This window comes from Arthrobacter sedimenti, from assembly GCF_042652025.1.
GTDB classification, from domain to species: Bacteria; Actinomycetota; Actinomycetes; order Actinomycetales; family Micrococcaceae; genus Arthrobacter; species Arthrobacter sedimenti.
Genome location: NZ_JBHSDQ010000007.1, coordinates 110681 through 128806, shown reverse-complemented (window position 1 = coordinate 128806; position 18126 = coordinate 110681). Strand labels below are relative to the sequence as shown.

Below are 18126 nucleotides of genomic sequence, written 5' to 3'. Positions count from 1 at the left end.
CCCAGGCCATGACCGATCCACCCGCATCCAAACCAATTTGAAGAGGGAAACGTGTACGAAGGTGCTGTCCAGGAGCTGATTGATGAGCTCGGACGCCTTCCGGGGGTTGGACCCAAGTCCGCACAGCGGTTGGCGTTCCACATCCTGGAAGCCGATCCCCAGGACATGAAGCGGCTGGTGGAGGCCATCACCACCGTCAAGGAGCGGGTCAAGTTCTGCACCGTGTGCGGCAACGTCACCGAGCAGGAGCTGTGCAACATCTGCCGCGACCCGCGCCGTGATCCCGCTGTCATCTGCGTAGTGGAGGAATCCAAGGACGTGCTCGCGGTGGAGCGCACCCGGTCGTTCCGCGGCCGGTACCACGTGCTGGGCGGTGCCATTAATCCCATCGCCGGTGTGGGACCGGACCAGCTGCGGATCCGCGAACTGCTCACCCGTTTGAACGACGGCCAGATCCAGGAAGTCATTATTGCCACGGACCCCAACCTGGAAGGTGAGGCGACAGCCACGTACCTGGCCCGCATGCTGAAGACGATCGGCATCGCCGTCACCCGCCTTGCCTCCGGCCTTCCCGTGGGCGGGGACCTGGAATACGCCGACGAGGTTACTTTGGGCCGGGCCTTCGAAGGCCGCCGGAACGCCCTGGGCTGACGCACCCGGCCGCCGTCCGCCGTCGTACATCATCCCCACCTGGCCCTGCCGCCATCTTCCCTGCCGGCTCCGTGCCGTGGCCGGTATGTGGTCACAATTAAACGTCCCTCCGGGCACGGCGATAAACTGTCCCAAGGAATGCTGCGCCCGCGCGGCGCCAGGCCGTATGGCCTCCCAGAACTCCAATTGACCCAATGAAGGTACGCGCATGAGTACGCCCACCACCGAAGTGCACAACGCAACAGAGCCGCAGGCAGCACCCGCCGCCGGCGCGGTGACCAAGCAGCTCATTGTGCAGAAATTCGGCGGCTCGTCCGTTGCGGACGCGGCAGGGATCAAGCGCGTGGCCGCGCGGGTGGTGGCTGCCCAGCAGGCCGGCAACGAGGTGGTGGTGGTTGTTTCGGCAATGGGCGACACCACCGACGAACTCCTCGACCTTGCCGCCGAGGTCACCGACTCCGCGCCCGCCCGCGAAATGGACATGCTCCTTTCGGCCGGCGAACGCATCTCCATGGCGCTGCTTGCCATGGCCATCAACAAGCTTGGCGCCTCAGCCCAGTCCTTCACCGGATCCCAGGCAGGCATGATCACCGACGGGATCCACGGCAAGGCGCGGATTATCGACGTCGACCCGCACCGGATCCGAACCGCCCTGGACAAGGGCAACATCGCCATCGTGGCCGGCTTCCAGGGCATGAGCCGCACCACCCACGAGATCACCACCCTGGGCCGCGGCGGCTCGGACACCACCGCCGTGGCGCTGGCCGCAGCACTTGAAGCTGATGTGTGCGAGATCTACACGGACGTGGACGGCATCTTCACCGCCGACCCCCGTGTTGTCCCGTCAGCACAGAAGATCGACACCATCTCCAGCGAAGAGATGCTGGAACTCGCTGCCTCGGGCGCCAAGATCCTCCACCTGCGCTGCGTCGAGTACGCCCGCCGGTTCGGTGTGCCGCTGCATGTCCGTTCCTCATTCAGCCAGCATGAAGGCACCTGGGTAATCCCCAGCGCCGACGACAAGATCACCACTCAAGAGGGAGTTGCCTTGGAGCAGCCAATCATCTCCGGCGTTGCGCATGACCGTTCCGAAGCGAAGGTCACCGTGGTCGGCGTCCCCGACATCCCCGGCAAGGCTGCCGCGATCTTCCAGGTCATCGCCGCCGCGCACTCGAACATCGACATGATCGTGCAGAACGTCTCCACCCACGGCACGGGCAAGACCGACATCTCCTTCACCCTGCCCATCATTGAAGGTGCCGACGCCCTGGCCGCCCTTCACGCTGCGCAGGACCAAATCGGCTTCGAGGCCATCGAATACAACGAGAAGATCGGCAAGCTGTCCCTGATCGGCGCCGGCATGCGGTCCCACCCGGGCGTCTCCGCCACGTTCTTCAAGGCGCTGTCCGACGCCGGCATCAACATCAACATGATCTCCACGTCCGAAATCCGGATCTCCGTGGTGACCCACGCGGACCTGCTCGACGAAGCTGTGCGCGTCATCCACAAGGCGTTCGGGCTCGATACCGAAAGCGAAGCCACGGTTTACGGCGGCACCGGCCGCTAACGCCGCGCCGGCAAAAAGCCGGGCTGCCTTCCCTGGATTCCCAGGAGGAAGGGCAGCCCGGCTTTTTTGGTGCCATGATGCTTTGTTGTTTCAGGAAGCGCCGGAGAGAATCAGGTTTCGCGTTCCAGGTCTTCGCGGCGCACGGCGTAGTGGTGTCCGGTTGAGTCGGTTTCCACCACGAAATGCGTGAGTTCCTCTTCGGAGGCCTGCTCGAATTCATCATGCTTGTGCACCACCGGCGCATCGGCATCCAGTCGGGTGGCAGGACCGAAGACGAAGCGGAGCCTCTCAGTCAGGCTCATGAAGCCGCTGAGGACATGTGCCACTGTTTCCACCCCCTTCCCGAGCCTCGGGCGAAAGTGCAGCCGGCTCCGGCGGGAGCCAGTGCCCTTATTTTATGCCCGGGCCGTGAAAAAGGCGCCGGCGCGTGAAGGGCGGAATCGTCAGCGCAGGGACCGGTCTTCGGGGTTCCTTGGGACGACGTAGGTGCTGCCGTCCGGCCTGGTGATCGTTTCCCATTGCTGGGTCTCGGCCTGGCGCTGGGCAAGCAGCCGGCGGTTCTCTTCGGTCATGTCGTGCCCCAGGGCAGTGCGGCTGGCGGGACCGAAGATGGCCCTCAGCTTTCCTGTGGCGCGCATGAAGCGCTGGGAGGCGTTGCCCTTGTCCGCGGACTTGTCCCTGCCCATGAAGAAGTTCCTTCCACTCACCCTTTACCTACATCAAATGTACACTAATGATTAGTGCACTAACAGTTGGAGGGGCCATGACCGTCACAACGGCGAAGGAAGCGACAGCAAAGGACGCGGCAGGGGCAGATGCGCAGGAGGAAGACCTGCTGCTGGAACACCAACTCTGCTTTGCCCTCACGGTGGCTGCCCGCAGCGTGGTGGGGGCCTACAAGCCTGTATTGGAGAAGCTCAACCTCACCCATCCGCAGTACCTGGTGATGCTCTGCCTCTGGGAAAACAGCCCGCGGACAGTCCGGAACATCAGTGAGGCGCTCGCGCAGGAACCGGCCACCATTTCCCCGCTCCTCCGCCGACTGGAGGCAGCGGACCTGATCACACGGCAGCGGGCCGACGGAAACGAGCGCGCACTCGCCGTCGAACTGACACCCAAAGGGGCCGCACTGCGGCAGCAGGCATTACGGGTGCCGGGGACCATGATGGAGCGGCTGGGGCTGACCCGCGAACAGGTCGCTGAACTGCATGCCTCGATGATGGGACTGATTGCCGCCACCTCCCAGTGAGTGATTGCGGCCAAACGGAAACCTGCCGCCGTACGCCAAGCGACTAGAATTACGGGACGAACGAGAGGTGGCCTGATGCGCAATTTTCGGACCCTCGCGGTCTTCCTGGCCGTGACCGCCGGGCTGGTCTCCGGTTGCAGTGCTACACCCGACGGCGGCACGTCCGCGTCCACAGCACCTTCCACCAACCCAGGCAGCTCCTCGAGCTCTCCCGCGGACTCTGCCACCCCCTCCGCTGACACGGAAACCTCGGTACCGGCCCCCGCTCCCGCATCATCGCGGCCAAGCGCCGGCCCGGGACAGGGAAACGCCGAACTGGCCATCACGGTGGTGCCGTCCCAGGGCGCACCTGAGGTCGACTACACCCTGGTCTGCACCTCGGGAACACCGGCCGCGGAAAGCAGCCATCCGAATGCCGCTGCGGCCTGCGCGGCAATCAAGGCAAACCCGGACATCCTGGCTCCGTCGAAGCCGACAAGCGCCCAGGCCTGCACCCAGCAGTACGGCGGCCCCCAAAAGGCGACCATCACGGGGGTAGTGGACGGTGTCGCCGTCGATTCATCCTTCGCCCGGACCAATGGATGTGAAATCAGCGCGTGGGACGCCGCCAAGGACGTTTTGGGTGCGGCCGGTGGAGCCTCTTAGGCTCCTGGCGGCTGACGGTGCGCAGGACAGGGAGAAAGCCCATGTGCAGCGTGTCAGCCGCTATGCCGATCCCTACCTGGCCCGCCGGTCGGCCGGACAAAAACACCCCGTAGAGGATTTCCTCTTCACCTACTACACGCAGAAACCCGGCCAGCTAAAGCGCTGGCACCCAGGGGCCGGCACGGTCCTCACCGGTGACCAAGCCGCCGCGCGGGTTGGGTGGAAGCACTACCGGAGGCTCGACGACGGCGAGCTCGCCTCCCTGGGGCTGGCTGCGGGCAGCACCGCGGTCACCTTCGACCGGAGCGCCTTCCTCGACGACCGCAAGGAAGCGGTGGCCTTTGCCGGCATTATCCTCCGCGGCACTGCCGCCAGGCCCGCCCAGTTCGGCTGCTTCGGCCTGCACGAGTGGGCCATGGTCTACCGGCAGGACAAGTTCGACCTCCGCCATGAGTACCTGCAGCTCCGGCTGGGAGCCGCCGGCACGGACAAGGTGGTGGAGGACAACAGGATCCGCTGCACCCACTTCGATGCGTTCCGCTTCTACACTCCGGACGCCATACCGCTCAATGAACACTCCCCCAGCCGGGAAACGCAGCGGCATCTGGAGCAGCCCGGCTGCCTCCACGCCAACATGGACCTGTACAAGTGGGCCTACAAACTCCTGCCTGCACTGTCCAGCGAACTGGTCATGGACTGCTTTGAACTGTCATGGCGAATCAGGGCCATGGACATGCAGGCATCGCCCTACGATCTGGCCGACTGGGGCTACCCTGCCATCGCCATCGAGACGCCCCAGGGCAAAGCCGCCTACGTCGAGTACCAGCGGGCATTTGCAGCGGAAGCGGGGGTCCTGCGGAACAGGCTCGCGGCGGAGCTTGGGGCCATGGCAGAAGGGGTATCACGGTGATCGACCTGACCATCAGTATTCGGGAGGACCCCGGAGCTCCCGAACACGTATTCCGCCTGCTGGCTGGCGACGGCCAACCCCATGCCGGGACCACCTTGCCGGACCCGGGGGCGGCCCTGGCAGCGGTAGAGCGCTTCGGCGAGGACATCTTCTTCCCCAAGCCCGGACCCCCAAAGCTGTGCACCCAGCAGTACGGCGGGCCGCAGGTGGCCGTGGTCACCGGGACGTTCCACGGGCGCACCGTGCATTCGACCTTCACCCGCACAGACGGGTGCGAAATCGCACGGTGGAAAGCCATGGCCCCTTTGCTGGGCGGCGCGGCCACCTAGCCACTCCCGGGCAAGGGAAGAAGCCGCGGGAACAGAAAAGGTCCCGGGCGGCCTGACGACCACCCGGGACCTCCCCCCATGTCTACCCGGTCAGGTGGCGGGTACCGCCTGGGCCAGGTCAAGCTGGGGAGCGCCGGCCGGGGCAGGAGCGTTGCCCGCTCCCACCTGGACGTTCACCCAGGTCTTGATGCCGTTGCTGCCAAGGCTCAGCCGTGAGAGGTAGGAGCCTTCAGCAAGCCCGGTCCAGTTCAGCGTCGCCGAGGTTGCGGTTCCGTTCGGTGCCACAATGGGGTTCGGGTTCACCGTAAGGTTGCCCGCGTCACCGGCGAAGGTCACCGCCTGCACGGAGGCAGTGGCGGCCCCATTGTCCGGCGTGGCGTACAGATTGGCCACCACATAGTAGGTTCCGGCCCGCGGAGACTCGATGTCCAGGAACTCACTGGCAGATGCCGTGGCCACCTGGGTGGCCGCCAGCCCGCCCGAACCGTTCGGTGCGTAGACCACCATGTCCCAGTCGACGTCGTTCGACTGCGCCTGGATGCCCAGCCGGGCAAACGAGGCGCCGGCAGGCACTTTCACCTGGACCAGGGCGTTGTGTGCGTCATTTGTAGGCGCGTACTCGCCCGGCGTCTTGGTGATCGCGGTCTGGCTCAGTGGTGCAAGGCCCTCGACGCCGACGGCGATGGGGCTGTCCGAGCCGGACACCAGTTCCATGGTTCCGCTGCCGGTGCCGGTGGCGGAGCTGAACGAGAACGACGGGGCGATCTGCGCGTCGACCGGGCGGATGGCGATCGGTGAGGTCACCGTCCGCGGGCCCTTCCAGGTGAGGCTTCCGGTGCTGAACTTGCCCACGGGTGCACTGACGTTGCGGATGGTCACGGTCACTTCGCGGGTCTGGCCCGCCTTGGCGAAGTTCAGGGCCTTGGGTTCCACATTGACGTTGAAGCCCGGCATGTTCACCTCGGGGCGGTACATGCCCGGCACCAGAGCGGTCAGCTTGCGCTTCACCTGGACCTCGCCCACAAGGCTGCCCAGGGCAATGGAAGGCAGGTTGAGGTCGCGGGCAGCGACGGAGCCTGCCTGCGGAGCGCCGGTGTCCACACCCTGGCCGTTGAGGAAGCCGAGCCAGTCCTGGATACCGGAGTCGTACACCAGGCCGGGATCGAGGACCCGGGTGGAATCGATGTGCCCCGCACCGCCCTGGAAGGGGTCGGTGTTGGGCGAGCCATCGGCGTTGACCATCGGGTAGGCCGTGGTCATCATGGCGGACTTCACCATGGCGGGGGTCCACTTGGGCTGCTTGCCCAGCACCAGGGCGCCGAAACCGGCGATGTGCGGCGCGGCCATGGACGTGCCGGACATGAACCCGAACTGGTCGCCGTGGTTGCCAATGGTGGAGACGCCGGCCAGGACGTTGACGCCCGGGGCAGAGATATCCGGCTTCAGCAGGTCACCGCCGGAGGCGAAGGTGGGTCCGCGTGACGAGAAGCCCGCGATCTGGGGTGCCGGAGCCGGGGGAAGGCCAGTCAGGTCACCCTTGACCAGGCTGACGGTCAGCGCAGGGTTGGCTTCCAGTTTGGATTTCAGTTCCAGGCTCTTTGGCGCGTTGACATGGACCGTGGGGATGACGTGGTTGTCGGCGTCCTCAGAGCTGCTGGTGAGGTTCACCAAAATCATGCCCACGCCGCCCTTGTCCATGACCTCCTTGCTCTTGGCAGTCCGGTCCACCACTCCGCGGTCGCAGACCACGACCTTGCCGGCCACCTTGGTGGCGTCGAGGGTTCCCGGACCGCACAGGTTGGGATTTGCGGCGCCGGCGGCAGCGGCAGCGGCGGCGACCACAACAGGCTTGTCCACCACTTCGGACTTCATGATGGAGGCGCCACGGTACAGCGATCCGTCGGATACCTTGACGGTGCCCTGCAGGTCGCTGGGGAAGGTGGAGGCGGCCACAGTGGTCAGCCACGGCGATGCGTGGTTCACGGTGGAAGCCGTAGGACCGGAGTTTCCTGCGGAGGCCGAGACGAAGATTCCTGCGGCTGCGGCGTTCAGGAAGGCCAGCGCGACCGGATCGGTAGTGCTGTTGTTGTTGCCTGAAATGGAGTAGTTCAGGACGTCGACGCCGTCCTTGATGGCTGCGTCCACAGCCTCAACGGAGGCCGAGGAGTAGCAGCCGCCGGTGTCCGGGTTGGTGTCCTCCCAGCAGACCTTGTAGACGGAGACCTTGGCGGCCGGGGCCACGCCCGAGCTCTTGCCGAAGCTGGCCCCGTCAATCACCTGCTCAATATTGGCGTTACCGGCTGCCGTGGTGGCGGTGTGGGTGCCGTGGCTGCCGACGTCCACCGGGGAGATCTGCTCTTCCGGTGCCCGGTTTCCCGGCGCCACGTACTGGAGGAAGGAGTCTGCGAAGTAGCGGGCACCGATGACCTTCGAGTTGCAGAGCGAGCCGTCAAACCCTGCCCCGGTTCCCTCGCCCTTTTGGCATTCGCCCTCAAAGGTGGTGCCGTCTGACTTCAGCATGGCGATCTTGCCGTCAGCCGTGCGGTAGGGAACGCCCACCTGCGGGCTCCCCTGCAGCGGCTTCAGCGCTTCGCCCTGGAGGAAGGGGTTGTCCGGTGCGTAGCCGGAGTCGATGACGCCCACCACCACACCCTTGCCGGCGTTGGCTTCTCCGCCGAACTGCTTGGCCCAGGAACCGTCGGGACCGGTGAGCTTGAGGAAGTCGGTGGTGGTGTAGTCCGGCTTGTTTTCAACGTCGGGCGCCACCACCAGGACGCGGGTGTCCTTGGACAACGCCGAAGCCTGGGCCGCGGTCAGCTCTGCGCTGAACCCGTTCAGGGCCGCGGTGTACTGCTTGGCCGGTGTGACTCCCTGGGCAGCCGCGACATCACGCTGCTGCTTGCGCAGGTGGGCGTCGTAGGCCTTGTAGTTGGGGCTGCCGGCGTCGAGCTTCCTGCCCTGCTGGGGCTTGGTTGCACCAAGCCCGGGAGCTCCCCCTTCATAGGCCGCGGCAGCGGGCCCGGCCAGCACTACGATGTACCGGCCGTCCTTGAACTGACTGTCCTTGGCGCTGGAAGAAGCATTCCCCACGCCCTTGCCGTCAGGGGCCGCCGAAGCGGGACCTACTGCCAGCGAGCTGAGGATAAGGGGCAACCCGACGGCCAGCGCGGCCGCCTTCCGGAGTCCCCCAGCCCGCAAGGGGCTCTTTCCAGTTGATTTCACGTGCAACCCTTTCACGATGTGCCGCCCAGACTTGGTGGGCGCCCCCGAACGACTGGCACTGCAGAGGAAATTACAGGTTTTGTAATTTGCTGAGACCAGACTGATCACAGAGTACAGACTGAGAGCGGGATATGACATAGAGCACATTTGAGATTTTTTTGCTTGTCATATGGGCATGCCCGGACAGTTCCGGGCATGAAAAAGGGCGCCCCGAAGGACGCCCGGACGAGTGGCAGGTGGGAGGCCGCGTTACTGGCGCGGGGTCCGCACCACGTCGCTGATCCACTGCCTGGTCTTTTCATCCACCGGGCCGGCTATCCGCGTTTCGCGGGCCAACCGGTCTGCCTTGATCTTCTGGAAGACCATCCTGCCCAGGCCGGCGAACACCGCTGCGGCAACCATCGGCAACAGCACGGACTTTGAATTCTCAGCCATCCAGCAATCCTAGTGAAGGCCTTCGGGCAACTCCAGACCACCCTGCCAGCGGAGCCGGAGCGGGCCGTTCCACGCGGCGTTCCGGCCCCGAACCCGCCGAATACAGAGGGACGTGTCCGGGCCGGTAGAATGGGAAGGCAAGCTCGCGGAGCGCCCGACCTCATGGTGAACCAACGCAGGTGACCACTTGTCCCCAACATCCCGGTACGGCGTGAGACGGCACCACTCCGCTGCGCCCTTACCCAAGCTCACGCACAGGAGTTACCGGATGCCCCGGATCGTTGTTGACGTCATGCCCAAGCCCGAGATTCTGGACCCGCAGGGGAAGGCAATCGTTGGCGCTCTCCCCCGGCTGGGCTTCACCAGCTTCAGCTCTGTCCGCCAGGGCAAGCGTTTCGAACTGACGGTCGACGGCGAGGTGACGGAGGAAATCCTGGCCCAGGCACGTGACGCCGCCGAAACCCTCCTCTCCAACCCCGTGATCGAGGACGTCGTCAACGTCGAGGTCGTCGAGGCCTGAGATGACTGAACTTCCCCTGATCGGCGAAGCTGTCGCTGTCGCGGCGGAACCGCGCCTCGCCGGCGCCCGCATCGGCGTCGTCACCTTCCCCGGCACCCTGGACGACCGGGACGCTGCCCGCGCCGTCCGCCTGGCCGGCGCCACCGCCGTCGAACTCTGGCATGGCGACACCGAACTTGGCGACGTGGACGCCGTAGTCATCCCCGGCGGTTTCTCCTATGGCGACTACCTCCGCGCCGGCGCCATTGCCCGCTTCGCCCCGCTGATGTCCAAGATCATCGACGCCGCGAACTCCGATGCCAAGCTGCCCGTCCTCGGCATCTGCAACGGTTTCCAGATCCTTACCGAGTCGCACCTGCTCCCCGGTTCGATGATTAAGAACGACCACCTGAAGTTCCTCTGCCGCGACCAGGTGCTCCGCGTCGAGAACAGCAACACCGCGTGGACGCTGGACTACCAGGCGGGCCAGGAGATCACCATCCCGCTGAAGAACCAGGACGGCCAGTACATCGCTGACGAGAAAACCCTGGACGCCCTTGAGGCCGAGGGCCGCGTCGTCTTCCGCTACGTAGGCTTCAACCCGAACGGTTCACGCCGGGACATCGCCGGCATCTCCAACGCCGCCGGCAACGTGGTGGGCCTCATGCCGCACCCCGAGCACGCCGTGGAGCCGGGCTTCGGTCCCGAGTCCCTCGATGGCATCGGCGGGTCCGACACCGACGGACTGGGCTTCTTCACCTCCGTACTGAACAAGATTGTGGGAGGCGACAAGTGACCACCGAAACCACCAAGAAGTTCAACATCGACACCGTCGAGAACGCTGCCAAGACCCCGGACACCGAGCTGCCCTGGGCAGAGCTGGGCCTGAAGCAGAACGAGTTCGACGAGATCGTCAAGGTCCTGGGCCGGCGCCCCACCGGCGCCGAGCTGGCCATGTACTCCGTCATGTGGAGCGAACACTGCTCCTACAAGTCCTCCAAGAACCACCTGCGCCAGTTCGGCCAGAAGGTCACCGAGGAAATGAAGAAGGACATGCTGGTGGGCATCGGCGAAAACGCCGGCGTGACCAACCTGGGGGACGGCTGGGCCGTGACCTTCAAGATCGAATCGCACAACTCGCCGTCGTTCGTTGAGCCCTACCAGGGCGCTGCGACCGGCATCGGCGGCATTGTCCGCGACATTATCTCCATGGGCGCCCGCCCCGTGGCGGTCATGGACCCGCTGCGCTTCGGCGCCATCGACCACCCCGACACCGCGCGCGTCATGCACGGCGCAGTGGCCGGCATCGGCGGCTACGGCAACTCGCTTGGCCTGCCCAACATCGGCGGCGAGATGGTGTTTGACTCCGTCTACCAGGGCAACCCGCTGGTCAACGCCCTCGCCGTGGGCGTCATGCGGCACGAGGATATTCGCCTGGCCAACGCCTCGGGCAAGGGCAACAAGGTGGTCCTGTTCGGTGCACGCACCGGCGGCGACGGCATCGGCGGAGCCTCCGTCCTGGCCTCTGAGTCCTTTGACGACACCAAGCCCTCCAAGCGTCCCGCCGTCCAGGTGGGCGATCCCTTCGCCGAGAAGGTGCTCATCGAGTGCTGCCTGGAGCTCTTCAAGGGCTCCCTGGTGGAAGGCATCCAGGACCTCGGCGCCGCGGGCATCTCCTGCGCTACCTCCGAGCTCGCGTCCAACGGCGACGGCGGCATGCAGGTTGAGCTGACCTCCGTCCTGCTGCGCGACCCCACGCTGACCCCGGGCGAGATCCTGATGTCCGAGTCGCAGGAACGCATGATGGCCGTGGTCACGCCGGAGAACGTGGAAGCGTTCGAAGCCGTCATGGACAAGTGGGCTGTGGAGTACTCCTGGCTGGGCGAGGTCACCGACACCGGCCGCCTCATCATCACGTGGGAAGGCGACGTGATTGTCGACGTCGATCCCCGCACCGTGGCGCACGACGGCCCGGTCTACGACCGCCCGTTCGCCCGTCCCGAGTGGCAGGATTCGGTCCAGGCCGACACCTTCACCGGGTCCGTCCAGGACGCCGGACGCCCGGCGGCTCCGGCCGAGCTTGCAGCCGCTGTGACCGAACTGGTGGCCTCGCCGAACATGTGCTCCAAGGCCTGGATCACCAACCAGTACGACCGGTACGTGGGTGGCAACACCTCCATGGCATTCCCGGACGACGCCGGCGTGGTCCGCGTTGACGAGGAGACCGGCCTGGGCGTTGCCCTGGCCACCGACGCCAACGGCCGCTACACCTACCTCGATCCGTACCACGGCGCACAGCTGGCACTGGCCGAGGCCTACCGCAACGTGGCCACCGCGGGCGCCATCCCCATGGCCGTCAGCGACTGCCTGAACTTCGGTTCCCCCGAGGACCCGGACGTCATGTGGCAGCTGGCCGAGGCCATCCGCGGCCTGTCCGACGCCTGCATGGTGCTGGGGATTCCGGTCACCGGCGGCAACGTCTCGCTGTACAACCAGACGGGCACCACGCCCATCCACCCCTCCCCGGTGGTGGCGGTCCTGGGCAAGCTCGACGACGTTGCGCGCCGCACGCCGTCGGGCTGGCGTGAAGACGGCCAGGCCATCTACCTCCTGGGCACCACGGGCGCCGAGCTGGACGGCTCCGAATGGGCCAACATGCGCGGGCACCTGGGCGGGCAGCCGCCGAAGGTGGACCTCGAGGCAGAACGCGCCCTGGGCGAGATCCTGATCAACGCCTCGCGCGACGGCATGATCGACGCCGCGCACGACCTTTCCGAGGGCGGCCTCGCGGCGGCCCTTGTGGAGTCCTCGCTGCGCTACGGCGTGGGTGCGCGGATCGCCCTCCAGGACATCATGGACAGGGACGGCGTGGACCTGTTCACGGCGCTCTTCTCCGAGTCGCAGGGCCGTGCCATCGTGGGCGTCCCGCGTTCCGAGGAAGTCCGCTTCACGGACATGTGCACCGCCCGCGGCTTCGCCCACACCCGCATCGGCGTTGTGGACGCGGACAGCGGCAAGCTGGAGATCAACGGCGTGGACGCCCTTTCCCTCGACGCCCTCCGCGAAGCCCACGAGGGGACCCTGCCGAAGTACTTCAGCTAGTCCCACCCCCATCGAGTGCTCCGTACTTGTCGTTTTGAAGCCTCATAACGACAAGTACGGTGGGCCCCCGCCGGCGAGGGGCCCGGCCTGAGCTTGCGAAGGCTGGGAGCCGGTGGGGACAATCGTTTTTAAGAGCCCCTTCGCCAGCCGGCCTCCGCCAAGGCAACAAGGACTTTGGCCGCGGCCGGTTTGGCGTCGTTGACCATGTGGCGCTTGGAGATCCTGACCTCCGTCCACCCCAAGGCGGCGTACCGTTCAGAGCGCGCTATATCCCTGGCGATCTGGCTTTCCTCGCCGTGGTGTTCGCCCTCGTACTCGATGCCGATCCGGTATTTGCGGTAAGACAGGTCCGGCTTGTGATGCCTGATGCCGTCCTCAGTGATAATTGGGACATTCAGCTCGGGTTCGGGCAGCCCCGCGCGCACAATCGCGAGCCGCAGCATGGTTTCCTGGGCCGAATCCGAGCCGACCCGGATCAATTCCAGGGCGTCCTTCGCCTTCCGGAGCCCGCGTTTTCCCCGGTGTCCGTCAACCATCCGCTGCAGATCCCATACGCTGCACAGCGGCATGTCCCGGTCCTCAAACTCCGGCCTGGGCATGCGAACGCAGGCATCCCCTATGGCCACGATTTCATCGAGGGACAGCAATTCCGCCATGTCGAGCCAGGTACGCGCCGGGGTCGTGACCGGAACCCCGTCAATTGCCGTGACTTCGTCCCCGTACAGCTTCATGCGGTGGACGATGACGTGGGGCCTGTCCAGGTGGGCTGCGCCTTCGGGCCGGATCAGGTGGAAAACGTCAAAGGTCCCGTCCTGGCGCCGCTGCGGCAGCGCGTGAAGCTCCGCAGCCGTAACATGCGAGGCGGCGCAGAGCTCGTTGACCTCAACGAAAGGCCGGACCCGCGCGCCTAACGAAAGCGCCGCCGTCGTGCCCTCCATCCTGATGCCCCGGCCGAAGCGCTCCAGCGACCCATGCCGCCAACGCCGCGGTGATAGGCCCGCAGAAGCTGCGTCAGCAACGGTAAAGGGGCGGCCGCGGAGTTCCTCCGGTAATGAGCGTGGGGTCTTCATCGGTCCATGACACCAGAATCAGGATTAGTGCGCAGAAGTTATCCACACCCTCCATCGATTGCTGAGTACTTGTCGTTTTGGCGCGTGAAAACGACAAATACTCAGCAGTCGATGGGTTAATCTTCGCTGTGGAGTTCCCGTTGGCGGGCGCTGAGCAGTTCGATCTCCGGGCGGCCTGCCACGAAGCGTTCGACGGCGGCCAGCACCTCCACGAGGTGCGCCCGGTCGGCTGCCACCAGGCCAACGCCGAGCTGCGTGCGCCGGTACTGGCTGTGGTCCCCCGTCTCGGAGACTGAGACCTCGAAGCGGCGCTTGAGCTCGGCCAGGAGGGGCCGGACCACGGAGCGTTTCTCCTTCAGGCTGTGTACGTCGCCAAGGAGGATGTCGAACTCGGTCCAGCCAATCCACATGGCTTCATGCTATCGACTGCTGCGTACTCGTCGTTTTGGCGGGTCAAAACGACAAGTACGGAGCAATCGACGGGGTTTAGATGGTGAGTTCGCCCATCAGGTCCCAGCCTTCGCCGTCGAGCTGGCGGCTGATGATTTTGGGCGTCTCGACGAGGGCCTGGGGCATGTCAGCCATGGCCTTCTTGAAGTGGTCGCTGTTCACGTGGTCGCCGGCCGCGTCGTCCTTGAAGGCCTCCACCAGGACGTATTCGTTGGGGTCGTCCAGGCTGCGGGACCAGTCGAACCACAGGTTGCCCGGTTCCTTGCGGGTGGCTTCGGTGAAATCAGCCACGAGGTCCGGCCAGCGCTCCGACCACTCGGGCTTGACCTTGAACTTGACGACGATAAAGATCACTTGGTTTTTCCTTCCGCGGCGAGACTGCGTGCTCCTTCAATGTACCGGGAAGTAACGTAGCGCTGCGTCGCCCGGGTGACCGGGCCGCCGGCCGCATAGAACCAGTTGGAGGGCTTGCTGAAGGCACGGATCCTCAGCCACACCTCCCCCTGGCTGTTGATCTCCACCTCGAATGATTCCTCCCCGCGGGCGGGGTGGCCAGGCAGTGTGCCGTATCCGAAGCCGGCGGATTGGGGAACACCGTCGGGGGCCGGCTCGTGGACCCACACCACTTGGCAGGGTGCGGGCAGGCGGAAGGGCCCGACGCCGAATCCGCTCACCACGTGTGCCCCGGGGACGGCCCGCGGCGAATCGGCCCGGACCCGGAGCCCTGCCCGCCGCTGCAGTTCCCAGCCCAGGATGCCGTCCGCCACCCGCCTGTAAACGTCCAGTCCAGTGCCCAGGCGGGCCTCCTCCAGGACTCGGTCGTAGCCTTGCGGAGCGCTGCCCTGCTCCGTGCTCCCCACACCGGGGTATCCGAGCTTGCCCGGAACCTGTCCCTCTTCAGTCATTGCCGCCTGTCCTCTCGAGGCCTGCCCACCCCAGTTGCTCCTGTTGCTTCCGGCTCAAGCCTGCCACCACAAGGTCATAGGAGTCCTCCACCATGTCCCGGACCATCCCGTCCGGCAGCGAGCCGTCAAGTCGGATGCCATTCCAGTGGGTTTTGTTCATGTGCCATGCGCCGGTAATGGCCGGGTGCACTGCGCGCAGCTGCACGGCCAGGGCCGGTTCGCACTTCAGGTTCACGTAGAAGTCGGCCTGGTCCATGGAGGACAGGGCAAACAGCTTGGCCTCGTGGCGGGTCCCGCCGGCAATGTGGGCGCGGACCTTGAACACCGAGGTTTCGGGCCCGAAGGGGAAATCCTCATAGGTTCCCGGGAAAGACAGGCAGATCTCCCGCAGCGCACTTGGGTCCATATAGGAAGCCTATAAAGCGGGCCTGCACGGTGCTAGTGTGCAGGGATGTCACGCGACCAGGGAGCAATACCTGTTCTGGATTTAGGTTCCGCACGGCTGCCTTACGGGTCTTTTCGCCCTGGGTTTATTGAGCAGCTGCGGCACGCCACCCACGATGTTGGCTTCTTCCAAGTCACGGGATATGGCGGCCGGCCGGGCCAGGCCGAAGAGCTCCTGGGCACTGTCCGGCGCTTCTTCGACCTGCCGCTTGAGGAGCGGATGAAGCTGGACAACCGCCTTTCCCCGCATTTCCGCGGCTACACCCGGATGGGCACGGAGGTGACCCAGGGCAGGGCGGACGCCCGCGAGCAGATTGACTACTCACCGGAGCGCGAGCCTGTCAGGGATTATCCGGCCGACCAGCCCTACTGGCTGCTGCAGGGCCCCAACCTCTGGCCGGATGAAACCTTCCCGGAGCTGAAGACTGCCGCGATGGAGTGGGCGGACCTGATGTCCGGGGTGGGGATGGAACTGCTGCGGGCCATCGCTGTTTCCCTGCATCTGCCCGAGGACTATTTCGACGAGCCTTTTCGGGATTCGCCTGCGTGGATGGGCAAGCTGGTGCACTACGTAGGCGGTGTGGTGGAAGAAGCCGGCGACCAGGGCGTTGGATCCCACGCCGATTACGGCTTCGTGACGCTCCTGCTGCAGGATGAGGTGGGCGGCCTTGAAGTACTGCCGCCCGGGACCACCGAGTGGCTGCCGGTGGAACCGCTGCCCGGAGCGTTGGTGGTAAACCTCGGCGAGATGCTGGAAGTTGCCACCGAGGGGTACCTCGCGGCGACCATCCACCGTGTGCAGGCGCCTCCGCCCGGCGTGGACCGCTACTCGGTGCCGTTCTTTTGGTCGCCACGGCTGGACGCGGTCATTGAACCGGTGCCGCTGGCTCCTGACCTGAAGGCGGCTGCCCGGGGAATCACCGATGACCCCGCCAACCCGCTCCTGGCTTCCTTCGGCATGAACATGCTCAAAGGCCGGATGCGTGCGCACCCGGACGTCACCGAACGGCACTATCCAGAGTTACTGAAGCGCTAAAGGTTGTACTTCCACGCGAGCTGGGCCGGGCAGGCGTTCATCACCACGTCTAGTCCTGCAGCCTTGGCGCGCTCCGCCGCTGCCTCGTCGATAACCCCCAGCTGCAGCCAAACAGCTTTGGCCCCCACTGCGATGGCCTGGTCCACCACGCTGCCCACCTTCTGCGAGTTCACAAAGCAATCCACGACGTCGATGGGCCGCTTTTCCGCCGGAATGTCACCGAGGGTGCGGTACCCGGTTTCGCCGTGGACAGCGTCGCCGGGCAAGTTGACGGGGATGATCTCCATGCCCAGCCGGTCGCGGATGAACAGCGAGACATCATAGGCGGCACGCCATTCGTTGGTGGTCAAACCCACGATGGCCCAACGCCCCTTGGTTCGCATGAGGCGTTCGATGACTGCAGGATCGTTCGTGTGGCCCATGGGATTAGCCTACGCTTTGCCTTGAGCAGCAGGAGCGATCGAATAAAAGAATGATCGCTCTTCGCTCATGCCGCTATGAACGAATATTACGCGCGGAAACGCGAGAGTTTGCTCTCGGCGATTCATTGCTGTGTAGTGGTGCTTGACCATCCCGAGCGGCCGAGAGACCTGGATCGATGACGCCGCAGCAACCCTGGTCGCCGGACGCTCCCCAACGGCCCCGGCGATAGCAAGGATTGCAGCCGTGGGTACCGGAACCGACCACTCCGGCGAAGGCTGCCTCCGTAGGGTGCTACTGCCAGGACCGATGGAGTGATCCTATGACTGCAGTTTTGTCGCCCCTTTCTGTCGGGGCGAACCCCGGCCACGCGCCTGCCCTCCCCGTATCCTTTAGGAACCTGCGCCGCACGTTCGGAGCCGGCACCGCAGCCCATACCGTCCTCCGCGATGTGACGTTCGATGTGGCAGCGGGAGAGGTGCTGGCCATCCTGGGACCTTCCGGCTGCGGAAAGTCCACACTCCTGCGCGCCACGGCGGGCCTGGACTTCCCTAGCGCCGGTTCCGTGGTTATCGAGGACACCCCGGTGCACGGCATCGATCCCCGCTGCGCCTTCGCCTTCCAGGAACCCCGGCTACTGCCCTGGCACACCCTGCAGGCGAACGTAGCCATCGGCCTGCCCACCGGATGCAGCGCGAAAGAGGGCAAAGCAAAGGTCGCCCGCCTGCTGGAACTGGTGGGGCTCGAGAAATTCGCCAAGCACCGCCCGCGCGAGGTGTCCGGCGGCATGGCGCAGCGCGCATCGCTGGCCCGTGCCCTTGCCCGGAACCCCGGCGTCCTGCTGCTCGATGAGCCGTTCGGCGCGCTGGACGCCCTCACCCGCATCAAGATGCAGGACCTGCTCCTGGACATCCACCGGGCAGAGCCCACCACCGTCCTGCTGGTCACCCACGACGTAGACGAGGCCCTACAGCTCGCCGACCGCATCATCGTCCTCGGCCCCGACGCCACCGGGCAGGGTGCAACCATCGTCAGGACAGTCCAGGTACCCGGCAGCCGGCCGCGCGATCGCGCCTCAGCCGAACTCGCGCTCATGCGCAGCTCGCTCCTGGAAACGCTGGGCGTCGACGGGCACTAGGCGCCCCTGACCCCGACAAAACCTTCACCCGCCCCGGTGGCCCGCGCCGCCGTC

Annotated in this window: 21 protein-coding genes; 11 read left to right on the top strand and 10 right to left on the bottom strand. The window is 65.6% G+C overall.

Going from position 1 to position 18126, the window contains the following annotated elements; genetic code table 11:
• Window positions 1–51 precede the first annotated feature (51 nt).
• Together recR and ACFO0G_RS16060 are read left to right on the top strand one after the other, a co-directional pair.
• Window positions 52–651, top strand: coding sequence for a recombination mediator RecR (recR, locus tag ACFO0G_RS16065; RefSeq protein WP_142131272.1), 600 nt, complete (start codon window positions 52–54; stop codon window positions 649–651).
• Between the two features lie 208 nt (window positions 652–859).
• Window positions 860–2218: an aspartate kinase gene (locus ACFO0G_RS16060; RefSeq protein WP_142131273.1), complete on the top strand. Its 1359-nt coding sequence runs from the start codon at window positions 860–862 to the stop codon at window positions 2216–2218.
• Between the two features lie 110 nt (window positions 2219–2328).
• On the opposite strand, the gene ACFO0G_RS16055 is transcribed toward ACFO0G_RS16060, so the two are convergent.
• Both ACFO0G_RS16055 and ACFO0G_RS16050 read right to left on the bottom strand, forming a co-directional pair.
• Entirely contained in the window at window positions 2329–2544 is a 216-nt protein-coding gene (locus ACFO0G_RS16055; protein ID WP_286404260.1) for a hypothetical protein, read from the bottom strand.
• Between the two features lie 117 nt (window positions 2545–2661).
• Window positions 2662–2904 carry a hypothetical protein gene (locus ACFO0G_RS16050; protein ID WP_286401559.1) on the bottom strand — a complete coding sequence of 81 codons (243 nt, stop codon included), beginning with the start codon at window positions 2902–2904 and terminating at the stop codon, window positions 2662–2664.
• Window positions 2905–2981: 77 nt separating this feature from the next.
• On the opposite strand from ACFO0G_RS16050, the gene ACFO0G_RS16045 reads away from it, so the two are divergent.
• From ACFO0G_RS16045 to ACFO0G_RS16030, 4 genes are all read left to right on the top strand, one after another.
• A complete protein-coding gene (locus ACFO0G_RS16045) occupies window positions 2982–3467 on the top strand; it encodes a MarR family winged helix-turn-helix transcriptional regulator (protein WP_376978840.1) in 486 nt (161 codons plus the stop codon).
• 75 nt (window positions 3468–3542) lie between these two features.
• Window positions 3543–4112, top strand: a complete 570-nt coding sequence (locus ACFO0G_RS16040) for an SSI family serine proteinase inhibitor (RefSeq protein WP_376978838.1) — start codon at window positions 3543–3545, stop codon at window positions 4110–4112.
• The gene (locus ACFO0G_RS16035; protein ID WP_376978836.1) at window positions 4090–5022 is read left to right on the top strand and encodes a 3-methyladenine DNA glycosylase; all 933 of its coding nucleotides are present in this window, start codon (window positions 4090–4092) and stop codon (window positions 5020–5022) included. Before ACFO0G_RS16040 ends, ACFO0G_RS16035 begins: the two co-directional genes overlap by 23 nt.
• Window positions 5019–5351 carry a serine protease inhibitor gene (locus tag ACFO0G_RS16030; RefSeq protein ID WP_376978834.1) on the top strand — a complete coding sequence of 111 codons (333 nt, stop codon included), beginning with the start codon at window positions 5019–5021 and terminating at the stop codon, window positions 5349–5351. The genes ACFO0G_RS16035 and ACFO0G_RS16030 overlap by 4 nt, the downstream gene beginning before the upstream one ends.
• Before the next feature lie 90 nt (window positions 5352–5441).
• On the opposite strand, the gene ACFO0G_RS16025 is transcribed toward ACFO0G_RS16030, so the two are convergent.
• On the bottom strand, window positions 5442–8573 hold the full coding sequence (locus tag ACFO0G_RS16025) for a S8 family serine peptidase (RefSeq protein WP_376978832.1): 3132 nt from the start codon (window positions 8571–8573) through the stop codon (window positions 5442–5444).
• A 249-nt stretch (window positions 8574–8822) separates the two neighbouring features.
• A complete protein-coding gene (locus ACFO0G_RS16020) occupies window positions 8823–9008 on the bottom strand; it encodes a hypothetical protein (protein WP_286401543.1) in 186 nt (61 codons plus the stop codon).
• A 268-nt stretch (window positions 9009–9276) separates the two neighbouring features.
• Here ACFO0G_RS16020 and purS point away from each other — a divergent pair, with 268 nt between their 5' ends.
• Genes purS through purL form a run of 3 tightly spaced genes read left to right on the top strand, consistent with a single transcriptional unit; the run spans window position 9277 to window position 12609 of the window.
• Window positions 9277–9528, top strand: coding sequence for a phosphoribosylformylglycinamidine synthase subunit PurS (gene purS / locus ACFO0G_RS16015; protein WP_015935902.1), 252 nt, complete (start codon window positions 9277–9279; stop codon window positions 9526–9528).
• Window position 9529: 1 nt separating this feature from the next.
• Entirely contained in the window at window positions 9530–10303 is a 774-nt protein-coding gene (purQ, locus tag ACFO0G_RS16010; RefSeq protein ID WP_376978830.1) for a phosphoribosylformylglycinamidine synthase subunit PurQ, read from the top strand.
• Complete coding sequence (purL, locus tag ACFO0G_RS16005; RefSeq protein ID WP_376978828.1) at window positions 10300–12609, top strand: phosphoribosylformylglycinamidine synthase subunit PurL; 2310 nt, start codon at window positions 10300–10302, stop codon at window positions 12607–12609. Before purQ ends, purL begins: the two co-directional genes overlap by 4 nt.
• Window positions 12610–12737: 128 nt before the next feature.
• Here purL and ACFO0G_RS16000 read toward each other — a convergent pair whose 3' ends face one another.
• The 5 genes from ACFO0G_RS16000 to ACFO0G_RS15980 form a co-directional block, all read right to left on the bottom strand.
• Window positions 12738–13679, bottom strand: coding sequence for a hypothetical protein (locus tag ACFO0G_RS16000; protein WP_376978826.1), 942 nt, complete (start codon window positions 13677–13679; stop codon window positions 12738–12740).
• Between the two features lie 116 nt (window positions 13680–13795).
• On the bottom strand, window positions 13796–14089 hold the full coding sequence (locus ACFO0G_RS15995) for a DUF503 domain-containing protein (protein WP_376978824.1): 294 nt from the start codon (window positions 14087–14089) through the stop codon (window positions 13796–13798).
• A gap of 76 nt (window positions 14090–14165) precedes the next feature.
• Complete coding sequence (locus tag ACFO0G_RS15990) at window positions 14166–14483, bottom strand: putative quinol monooxygenase (protein WP_286401532.1); 318 nt, start codon at window positions 14481–14483, stop codon at window positions 14166–14168.
• Complete coding sequence (locus ACFO0G_RS15985) at window positions 14480–15034, bottom strand: DUF1990 family protein (protein ID WP_376978822.1); 555 nt, start codon at window positions 15032–15034, stop codon at window positions 14480–14482. The genes ACFO0G_RS15990 and ACFO0G_RS15985 overlap by 4 nt, the downstream gene beginning before the upstream one ends.
• A complete protein-coding gene (locus ACFO0G_RS15980) occupies window positions 15027–15440 on the bottom strand; it encodes an MmcQ/YjbR family DNA-binding protein (RefSeq protein ID WP_286401528.1) in 414 nt (137 codons plus the stop codon). Before ACFO0G_RS15980 ends, ACFO0G_RS15985 begins: the two co-directional genes overlap by 8 nt.
• A 45-nt stretch (window positions 15441–15485) precedes the next feature.
• On the opposite strand from ACFO0G_RS15980, the gene ACFO0G_RS15975 reads away from it, so the two are divergent.
• Window positions 15486–16514, top strand: coding sequence for an isopenicillin N synthase family dioxygenase (locus tag ACFO0G_RS15975; RefSeq protein WP_376978819.1), 1029 nt, complete (start codon window positions 15486–15488; stop codon window positions 16512–16514).
• Here ACFO0G_RS15975 and ACFO0G_RS15970 read toward each other — a convergent pair.
• A complete protein-coding gene (locus ACFO0G_RS15970) occupies window positions 16511–16936 on the bottom strand; it encodes a CoA-binding protein (protein ID WP_286401525.1) in 426 nt (141 codons plus the stop codon). The two genes, ACFO0G_RS15975 and ACFO0G_RS15970, sit on opposite strands and share 4 nt — an antisense overlap.
• Before the next feature lie 320 nt (window positions 16937–17256).
• Between ACFO0G_RS15970 and ACFO0G_RS15965 the strand changes: the two genes are divergently transcribed.
• Window positions 17257–18072, top strand: a complete 816-nt coding sequence (locus ACFO0G_RS15965; protein WP_376978817.1) for an ABC transporter ATP-binding protein — start codon at window positions 17257–17259, stop codon at window positions 18070–18072.
• Window positions 18073–18126 lie beyond the last annotated feature (54 nt).

Coding starts and splice junctions, on each gene's coding strand:
- ACFO0G_RS16020 (WP_286401543.1), bottom strand. CDS start 9,008: ATGGCTGAGAATTCAAAGTCCGTGCTGTTGCCGATGGTTGCCGCAGCG.
- ACFO0G_RS15985 (WP_376978822.1), bottom strand. CDS start 15,034: ATGACTGAAGAGGGACAGGTTCCGGGCAAGCTCGGATACCCCGGTGTG.
- ACFO0G_RS16045 (WP_376978840.1), top strand. CDS start 2,982: ATGACCGTCACAACGGCGAAGGAAGCGACAGCAAAGGACGCGGCAGGG.
- ACFO0G_RS16000 (WP_376978826.1), bottom strand. CDS start 13,679: ATGAAGACCCCACGCTCATTACCGGAGGAACTCCGCGGCCGCCCCTTT.
- ACFO0G_RS15965 (WP_376978817.1), top strand. CDS start 17,257: ATGACTGCAGTTTTGTCGCCCCTTTCTGTCGGGGCGAACCCCGGCCAC.
- ACFO0G_RS16050 (WP_286401559.1), bottom strand. CDS start 2,904: ATGGGCAGGGACAAGTCCGCGGACAAGGGCAACGCCTCCCAGCGCTTC.
- ACFO0G_RS16040 (WP_376978838.1), top strand. CDS start 3,543: ATGCGCAATTTTCGGACCCTCGCGGTCTTCCTGGCCGTGACCGCCGGG.
- ACFO0G_RS15995 (WP_376978824.1), bottom strand. CDS start 14,089: ATGTGGATTGGCTGGACCGAGTTCGACATCCTCCTTGGCGACGTACAC.
- ACFO0G_RS15970 (WP_286401525.1), bottom strand. CDS start 16,936: ATGGGCCACACGAACGATCCTGCAGTCATCGAACGCCTCATGCGAACC.
- ACFO0G_RS15980 (WP_286401528.1), bottom strand. CDS start 15,440: ATGGACCCAAGTGCGCTGCGGGAGATCTGCCTGTCTTTCCCGGGAACC.
- ACFO0G_RS15975 (WP_376978819.1), top strand. CDS start 15,486: ATGTCACGCGACCAGGGAGCAATACCTGTTCTGGATTTAGGTTCCGCA.
- ACFO0G_RS16060 (WP_142131273.1), top strand. CDS start 860: ATGAGTACGCCCACCACCGAAGTGCACAACGCAACAGAGCCGCAGGCA.
- purS (WP_015935902.1), top strand. CDS start 9,277: ATGCCCCGGATCGTTGTTGACGTCATGCCCAAGCCCGAGATTCTGGAC.
- purQ (WP_376978830.1), top strand. CDS start 9,530: ATGACTGAACTTCCCCTGATCGGCGAAGCTGTCGCTGTCGCGGCGGAA.